The following is an 8,239-nucleotide window of genomic DNA, read 5'->3' as shown; positions in this document are numbered from 1 at the left end:
CCGGGGGTACAGGGGGCGGCGGCGACTGGCCGCCCCCTGTGCGCTCCCTGCGCCATGAGGGACATAACGCAGAAGAAATATTGGGAGCGCAATGTGTCGGAATTAACACAAAGCACATGTTTTCCCCGACCAAAACCGTTGCAAACCGATAACAGTATCTACGGTCCAAACGTAGCCCCGGTAAGCGCAGCGCCACCGGGGAGATTGACCTTACTGTTCAGTGGCTACCTGCAGCGCGGTTTTACGCACGCGTGCGTACCACACCACCGTCAGCAGCCCCAGCCAGACCAGCCCGGCTAACAGCGCCACGCGCGTCTCTTCCACCATTCCCAGCACGGCGATTACCAGCCCCATAAACAGTAGCGTCAACAGCGGGCCAACCGGCCAGAAGGGGATCGGGAATTCGATCTTACTGCGCTCTTCAGCCGACAAACCGCGGCGCATCGAGAAATGAGAGAGCAGGATCATCAGCCACACCCAGACGGTGGCGAACGCCGCCAGCGAGGCAATCAGGACAAATACCTGTTCCGGCATCAGATAGTTAAGCACCACCGCCACCAGCAGCGCCACGCCCATCACCACGACCGTCATCCAGGGTACGCCGTTGCTGGCGATTCGCTGGAAGCACTTCGGCGCCAGCCCCTCTTTCGACATACCGTACATCATGCGCCCGGCGCCAAAAATATCGCTGTTAATCGCCGAGATACTGGCGCTAATCACGATGATATTCAGCACGGTCGCCGCCGCCGGGATCCCGAGGCCATCGAAGATCAGCACAAACGGGCTGCCCTGCTCGCCAAAACTATTCCACGGGAATATCGCCATCAGCACCGCCAGGGTGCAGACGTAAAACAGGATAATACGCAGCGGAATGGTGTTGATGGCCTGTGGGATAACCTTCTTCGGGTTCTGCGCTTCCGCCGCGGTGACGCCGATAATTTCCACGCCGCCGAAAGCGAACATCACGATGCCAAGGGAAGCGATGATCCCCTGCCAGCCATTTGGCGCAAAGCCCCCGTGGCTCCACAGATTTTCCAGCCCGGTGGCCGGGAAACTATGGCCAAAGCCAAAGAAGATGATCCCCGCGCCCGCCGCCATCATGGCGATAATCGCCACCACTTTAATCAGCGACAGCCAGAACTCCATCTCGCCGAACACCCGCACGTTGCACAGGTTCATCGCGCCAATAAAGAAGATGATGCTAAGGATCCAGATCCAGCGCGGCACATCGGGATACCACAACCCCATATAGATACCGAATGCGGTGACGTCGGCCAGCGCCACGATCACCATTTCAAAGGTGTAGGTCCAGCCGGTAATAAATCCGGCCAGCGGCCCGAGATACTGGCGAGCGTAGCTGCCGAAGGAGCCGGAAACCGGATTGCGCACCGCCATTTCACCCAGCGCGCGCATGACCATAAAGACCGCCGCGCCGCCTATCAGATAGGCCAGCAGTACCGCCGGCCCCGCCGCCTTAATGGCGGAGGCCGAACCGTAGAATAGCCCGGTGCCGATAGCGGAACCGAGCGCAATAAAACGAATGTGTCGGGCATTCAGCCCGCGCAGCAGATGCGGTTTGTGTTGTTGTTGCATATACAGGTGTCCTGGTTTTTTTATATGACGACAAATATGCGATGTAGGACGGCCGGGGGGATGACATCCCCCCGACGCGGGTACAGAGAACAACGGTGATTAATTCAGGCCAGGCAATACGGCAGGCAGCAGACGCGTCAGGTGACGTGCGGCCAAAAGCTCGGTGGCATTTTCAATATCAGGAGCGAAGAAACGGTCTTGGGTATAATGCGGCACGCGTTCGCGCAGCAGATGACGCGCCTCTTCCAGCAGCGGACTGGTGGTCAGCCCTTCGCGCATATCCAGCCCCTGCGCCGCCGCCAGCCACTCGACGGCCAGCACTCCGCGGGTGTTTTCCGCCATCGCCCACAGGCGACGACCGGCAGCCGGCGCCATCGAGACGTGGTCTTCCTGGTTCGCGGAAGTTGGCAGGCTGTCAACGCTATGCGGGTGCGACAGCGCTTTGTTTTCACTGGCTAAAGCCGCCGCCGTGACCTGAGCAATCATAAAGCCGGAGTTGACGCCGCCATTTTTCACGAGGAATGGCGGCAGCTGCGACATATGGCTGTCCATCATCAGCGCGATACGACGCTCGGAGAGCGAGCCGATTTCCGCGATCGCCAGCGCGATATTATCCGCCGCCATCGCTACCGGTTCGGCATGGAAGTTACCGCCGGAGATGACGTCATTTTCAGCGGCAAAGACCAGCGGGTTATCGGAGACCGCATTCGCTTCGGCTAACAGTACTTCCGCCGCCTGGCGGATCTGCGTCAGGCAGGCGCCCATCACCTGCGGCTGACAGCGCAGAGAGTACGGATCCTGTACCTTGGTGCAATTATGGTGCGACTGCGAAATCGCGCTGTCATCGGTCAACAGGTGGCGATACAGCGCCGCCGCATCAATCTGGCCACGCTGGCCGCGTACCTCATGAATACGCGCATCGAACGGACGACGCGAGCCCAGCGCCGCTTCGGTGGTTAACGCTCCGCAAACGACCGCGGAGGCGAACAGATCCTCGGCTTCGAACAGGCCGCGCAGCGCAAAGGCCGTCGACGCCTGGGTGCCGTTCAGCAGCGCCAGACCTTCTTTCGCCGCCAGGGTAATCGGCTCCAGCCCCGCCTGACGTAACGCTTCCGTCGCCGGCAGCCATTCGCCGCCGCGTACCCGCGCTTTGCCTTCGCCAAGCAGCGTCAGCGACATATGCGCCAGCGGCGCGAGGTCGCCGGAGGCGCCGACGGAACCTTTCGCCGGGATCCACGGCGTCACGCCGGCATTGACCAGGCCAATCAGCGCCTGGATCACGCTCAGGCGGATCCCGGAGAAGCCGCGAGACAGGCTGTTAATCTTCAGCACCATAATCAGGCGCGCCAGATCATCGTCCAGCGGCTCGCCAACGCCCGCCGCATGGGATAACACCAGTGAACGCTGCAGGTTCTCCAGATCTTCCGTCGAGATACGGGTCTGGGCCAGCAGGCCAAAACCGGTGTTAATACCGTAGGCGGTCCGCCCTTCGGCAAGGATGGCGTTGACGCAGGCCACGCTCTCATCGATTGCCGCAAACGCGCTGCTATCGAGGGTGATGTTCAGCGGGTGGCTGTAAACGTCGCGGAGCTGCGACAGGCTCAGTTGCCCCGGAATTAGCGTTAAAGATTTCATTTAGCGTTCCCCTGCGTTGCCGCAACCATCGGAAGATTCAGACCCTGTTCCGCCGCACATTCAATGGCGATATCATAACCCGCGTCGGCATGACGCATTACGCCGGTCGCCGGGTCGTTATGCAGGACGCGAGCGATACGCGCCGCCGCTTCATCGGTACCATCACAGACGATAACCATCCCGGAGTGCTGCGAGAAGCCCATGCCTACGCCGCCGCCGTGGTGCAACGAGACCCAGGTCGCGCCGCTGGCGGTGTTAAGCAGTGCGTTGAGCAGCGGCCAGTCAGATACCGCATCCGAGCCGTCGCGCATGGCTTCGGTTTCGCGGTTCGGGCTGGCGACGGAGCCGGAATCAAGGTGATCGCGGCCAATCACGATCGGCGCGGAGACTTCGCCGCTACGCACCATTTCGTTAAAGGCCAGCCCCAGCTTCTGCCGCCACTCCAGACCTACCCAGCAGATACGCGCAGGCAGTCCCTGGAAGCTGATGCGCTCGCGCGCCATATCCAGCCAGTGGTGCAGATGCTTATCATCTTTAATGATCTCTTTCACTTTCGCGTCGGTTTTGTAGATATCCTGCGGATCGCCGGACAGCGCCACCCAACGGAACGGGCCGATACCACGGCAGAACAGCGGGCGGATATACGCCGGCACGAAGCCCGGGAAATCGAAAGCGTTGCTGACGCCCATTTCCTGCGCCATCTGGCGGATGTTGTTGCCGTAGTCGAAGGTCGGTACGCCCATTTCATTAAAGGCCAGCATCGCCTGAACGTGATCGGCCATCGAGCGTTTAGCCGCCAGAATAGTACCTTGCGGATCGGATTCGGCTTTCTGCTGATACTCTTCCCAGCTCCAGCCTTTCGGCAGATAGCCATGCAGCGGGTCGTGGGCGCTGGTCTGGTCGGTGACCATATCCGGGCGCACGCCGCGTTTCACCAGTTCCGGAACGATATCCGCGGCGTTGCCGCACAGCGCGATAGAGATAGCGCGGCCTTCGGCGGTATATTTTTTGATGCGCGCCAGGGCGTCATCCAGAGAAGTGGCCTGTTCATCCACGTAGCGGGTACGCAGACGGAAATCGATGCGGCTCTGCTGACATTCAATGTTCAGCGAGCAGGCGCCTGCCAGCGTCGCGGCCAGCGGCTGCGCGCCGCCCATGCCGCCCAGACCGGCGGTTAACACCCAGCGGCCTTTCAGGCTGCCCTGATAGTGCTGGCGACCGGCTTCGACGAAGGTTTCATAGGTGCCCTGTACGATGCCCTGGCTACCGATGTAGATCCAGCTGCCGGCGGTCATCTGGCCGTACATCGCCAGCCCTTTGGCATCCAGTTCGTTGAAGTGTTCCCAGGTAGCCCAGTGCGGAACCAGGTTGGAGTTAGCGATCAGCACGCGCGGCGAGTTTTCATGCGTTTTAAATACGCCGACCGGTTTACCGGACTGCACCAGCAGGGTCTCATCGCTTTCCAGGTTTTTCAGCGCCTTCACGATAGCGTCATAGCATTCCCAGTTGCGCGCAGCGCGACCAATACCGCCATAGACCACCAGCTCATGCGGGTTTTCGGCGACATCGGGATCGAGGTTATTCATTAACATACGCAGCGGCGCTTCGGTCAACCAGCTCTTGGCGGTCAGCGTCGTGCCTCTCGGGGCACGTACGTCCAGCTGGCGATATTTGCTTTGCGACATCGGGGTTTCTCCTGACAATTAACGTTGTGTACGTAGATACATATACTTGTCTATACAACTCTACGCAAGCCAGGATTTAACAGAAATGATACAATTTTGTTATATTGCGTCAGCAATCACGTTTTGCTGACGCCAGGGGAAATTACGAGCTGAAATGGCCCTGCAGACGGTAGCGCGCGCCGGGGAACAGCAGGCGAGCGTGTGAGACAATATGCGTCGTCGACCAGGTTCGGCGGCGAATAAGCAGACAGGGATCGTGCGGCATGATGCGCAGCAGCGCGCACTCTTCTGACGTTGCCTGCACCGCCTCGACAATATGTTCGCCTTCGGTTAACGGCGCGATGAGCGATAGATAATCATGCGGCGTGGTGGCGGTGTAATCCTGTAATAGATAGTCCGGCACCACCGCGGCATTGACGCAGCGATCTTCGATTTGTACCGGGACCTCGTTTTCAAAATGCACCATCAGCGAATGGAAGATACGCGTGCCTTCGGCGACGTTGAGCGCCTCCGCCTGGATAACATCCGCTTCGGTCTCCTCTAAAAGCAGCACGTCGCAGCGGTGCTGGTGACGGCGGGAGGCAATCTCATCGGCTATGCTGCGCACTTCAAACAGCGCCGACTGCCCTTTCGGCTCAGCGACGAAGGTACCGACGCCCTGTAGCCTCACCAGCAAGCCTTCATCCGTCAGCTCGCGCAGCGCGCGGTTGATGGTCATGCGGCTGAAGCCGAACTGGGCGACCAGTTCAGCCTCCGAGGGAATTCGGTCGTGCGGACGCCACTCGCCGCGGTGGATCTTTTCGCTGATCGCCTGCTTCACCTTTTCATAGAAAGGCGCGGGCGCGGAACGAGGTTGTTGTGCAAACATGGCCTGGCTTTCCTTATGCGTAATAAGCGGAGCGGCGAAACGAAAATAATAGCGCGGATCGCTAGCGCCACCAATGGGCGATTTGCCATGCCAGACGGGCCGCCGCGCGGGCGCCCTGTCCGTCGATGTCAAATTGCGGATTAAACTCGACCAAATCCACCGCCTGTAGCTTACCGCTGCGGCACAACGGCTCAACGATCCGCAGCAGGGTCGCCAGCGGCACGCCCAGCGCCGCCGGCGCGGAAACCGCCGGCATTTCGCGCGCCGGCAGCACGTCGAGATCGATAGTCAGATACAGACGGTCGAATTGCGCGATATTGCGCTCAAGCTCCGGCAACACGCGTGTTTCGAAGGCTGCCAGCACCTCCAGATCTTCAACGATAGCCACCTGGCGGCGCGCCGCTTCATCCCATAACGCCTGGGTGTTCGCCGCCCGGCTGACGCCAATGCAGGTATAGTGAAAACCTCGCTGCTGCGCTTCACACTCCAGCGCCAGCTGGCGGAACGGCGTCCCGGAGCTGGCGCATTCGGCAAAGCGTAAATCAAGATGCGCATCGAGATTAATAATACCCACCTTTTCGCCCGGGAAGGCATCCAGTACCCCAGCGCCGTGGCCGAAGGCCGTCTCGTGGCCGCCGCCCAGCACCAGCGTGCGTTTGCCGGCGCGTTGACAGGCGACCACCGCCTCGCGCAGCGCCTGATGTGCGGCTTCTAACTGTTCGCCATCGACGCTAATCGTGCCCATGTCTACGCAGCGGTCATGGCCCTGATGGCTGGCCATATTGGCCAACGCCCGGCGTAGCGTTTCCGGGCCATGTCCGGCGCCGGTACGACCTTTATTACGCCGTACGCCTTCGTCGCAGGCGAAGCCGAGCAGCGCGATATCGCCGGGCATCTCCTGCGGCGCGAAGCGTTCCGCGCGGGCGATGGTCTGGAACAGGCGCAGCGCATTGGGCGCCTCCGCGCTATCATCTCGCCCCTGCCAAAGGTTGGCGGGTGTAGCTTGCCACAGCATCATTGCAGTTCTCCTCGTACCACACGCCCCCAGAGCGGCGCGCGCCCCGGCTCATACACCATCTCGACCGGATGCTCGGCATCCCAGATGGCGAAGTTTGCGACAAAGCCCGCCGCCAGCTGACCGTGACTCTCCTGTCGCCCCAGCGCCCGCGCGGCATGGCGAGTCACCCCGGCCCAGGCCTCTTCCGGCGTTAAACCAAACTTGACGCAGGCCATATTCATCGCCAGGTGCAGGCTGGCGAAGGGGCTGGTGCCCGGGTTGAAATCGGTCGCCACCGCCATCGGCACCTGGTACTTGCGCAGCAGTTCCACCGGCGGTTTGCGGGTTTCGTTAAGGAAGTAGAACGCGCCGGGGAGCAGGGCCGCCACGGTGCCGCTTTCGCGCATCGCCGCCACACCCTCTTCCGTCAGATACTCGATATGGTCGGCGGAAAGCCCATGATAGCGGCTCACCAGCTGAGCGCCGCCCAGCGACGAGAGTTGCTCAACGTGGCCTTTTACCGGAATGCCCAGCGCCTGCGCGGCCTGAAATACGCGCTCGGTTTGCTGTGGACTGAAGCCGACGTTTTCACAGAAGACGTCAACGCTTTCAAACAGCCCCTCTTGCCACAGCATCGGCAGTATGGTCTCGCAGACCAGCGAGATATAGCCATCGGCGTCGCCATGATATTCCGGCGGCGTGGCGTGGGCGGAGAGCAGCGTCGCCGACAGTTCCACTCCGTTGTCGTCGGCCAGTTTTCGGGCGACCCGCAGCATTTTGCGTTCGTTTTGCAGATCGAGACCGTAGCCTGATTTAATCTCCAGCGTTGTCACCCCTTCACGAAGCAGGCGAGCGAGACGCGGCTGCGCCAGCGCCAGTAGTTCAGCTTCGCTGCTTTCGCGCGTGGCGCGCACGGTGGAGTTAATGCCGCCGCCGTTGGCGCTGATGGTTTGATACGACACGCCATTCAGCCGCTGCTCCCACTCCTGCGCCCGGCTGCCGCCAAAAATCAGGTGCGTGTGGCAGTCAATAAGACCCGGCGTCAGCAGCCGGCCTTCGAGGTCGATATGACGCCCTGCCGGGGCATCAGCATCGTCGACGATCGCCTCGATGCGGCCATTACGCACCAGCAGCGCATGGCGCTCCAGCAGGCCATACGGTTGGGAATAATCAGGGTTCAGGGTGGCGAGACGCGCGTTTCGCCAGATAACGAGTTCAGAGGTGGCTTCAGTCATAGCATTCAACTTGTCATGGGTTGTATAGACATTTATTTTCATAACGCCGGTAATGTCAATAAAAGCGCGGGTAAATGTTATTTTTTTGTGACTAAAGACGTTCCCTCAGCGCTTCGCGTTGCGTAAAGAAGTGAAGTTTTTGAACTGGCATCTTCCCGTTTCGTTCAAGTTAGTATAAAACAGCAGGTTTTAAAGGACTTATACCCTGTCGCGCACAAAGGGTATG

At 60.3% G+C, this 8,239-nt stretch carries 6 protein-coding genes; all 6 read right to left on the bottom strand.

Annotated features, from left to right (window positions below; translation table 11 throughout):
• Positions 1-210: 210 nt before the first annotated feature.
• On the bottom strand, positions 211-1,593 hold the full coding sequence (locus ABLV17_RS13085) for an amino acid permease (RefSeq protein WP_015367620.1): 1,383 nt from the start codon (positions 1,591-1,593) through the stop codon (positions 211-213).
• 99 nt (positions 1,594-1,692) lie between these two features.
• Positions 1,693-3,228: a histidine ammonia-lyase gene (gene hutH, locus ABLV17_RS13080; protein ID WP_308959181.1), complete on the bottom strand. Its 1,536-nt coding sequence runs from the start codon at positions 3,226-3,228 to the stop codon at positions 1,693-1,695.
• On the bottom strand, positions 3,225-4,913 hold the full coding sequence (hutU, locus tag ABLV17_RS13075; RefSeq protein ID WP_015367623.1) for a urocanate hydratase: 1,689 nt from the start codon (positions 4,911-4,913) through the stop codon (positions 3,225-3,227). The genes hutH and hutU overlap by 4 nt, the downstream gene beginning before the upstream one ends.
• A gap of 142 nt (positions 4,914-5,055) precedes the next feature.
• Positions 5,056-5,781: a histidine utilization repressor gene (locus tag ABLV17_RS13070; protein WP_087860047.1), complete on the bottom strand. Its 726-nt coding sequence runs from the start codon at positions 5,779-5,781 to the stop codon at positions 5,056-5,058.
• A gap of 61 nt (positions 5,782-5,842) precedes the next feature.
• On the bottom strand, positions 5,843-6,799 hold the full coding sequence (hutG, locus tag ABLV17_RS13065) for a formimidoylglutamase (protein WP_271032784.1): 957 nt from the start codon (positions 6,797-6,799) through the stop codon (positions 5,843-5,845).
• The gene (hutI, locus tag ABLV17_RS13060; protein ID WP_271032783.1) at positions 6,796-8,055 is read right to left on the bottom strand and encodes an imidazolonepropionase; all 1,260 of its coding nucleotides are present in this window, start codon (positions 8,053-8,055) and stop codon (positions 6,796-6,798) included. Before hutI ends, hutG begins: the two co-directional genes overlap by 4 nt.
• Positions 8,056-8,239 lie beyond the last annotated feature (184 nt).

Source organism: Klebsiella sp. CN_Kp091 (assembly GCF_040065095.1).
In the GTDB taxonomy this organism is placed as follows: domain Bacteria; phylum Pseudomonadota; class Gammaproteobacteria; order Enterobacterales; family Enterobacteriaceae; genus Klebsiella; species Klebsiella aerogenes.
This window is presented reverse-complemented; position numbering and strand designations above follow the sequence as displayed.

Bases quoted from the DNA above. Each gene is read 5' to 3' on its own strand.
- ABLV17_RS13085 (WP_015367620.1), bottom strand. From the start codon at position 1,593: ATGCAACAACAACACAAACCGCATCTGCTGCGCGGGCTGAATGCCCGA.
- hutH (WP_308959181.1), bottom strand. From the start codon at position 3,228: ATGAAATCTTTAACGCTAATTCCGGGGCAACTGAGCCTGTCGCAGCTC.
- hutU (WP_015367623.1), bottom strand. From the start codon at position 4,913: ATGTCGCAAAGCAAATATCGCCAGCTGGACGTACGTGCCCCGAGAGGC.
- ABLV17_RS13070 (WP_087860047.1), bottom strand. From the start codon at position 5,781: ATGTTTGCACAACAACCTCGTTCCGCGCCCGCGCCTTTCTATGAAAAG.
- hutG (WP_271032784.1), bottom strand. From the start codon at position 6,799: ATGATGCTGTGGCAAGCTACACCCGCCAACCTTTGGCAGGGGCGAGAT.
- hutI (WP_271032783.1), bottom strand. From the start codon at position 8,055: ATGAAAATAAATGTCTATACAACCCATGACAAGTTGAATGCTATGACT.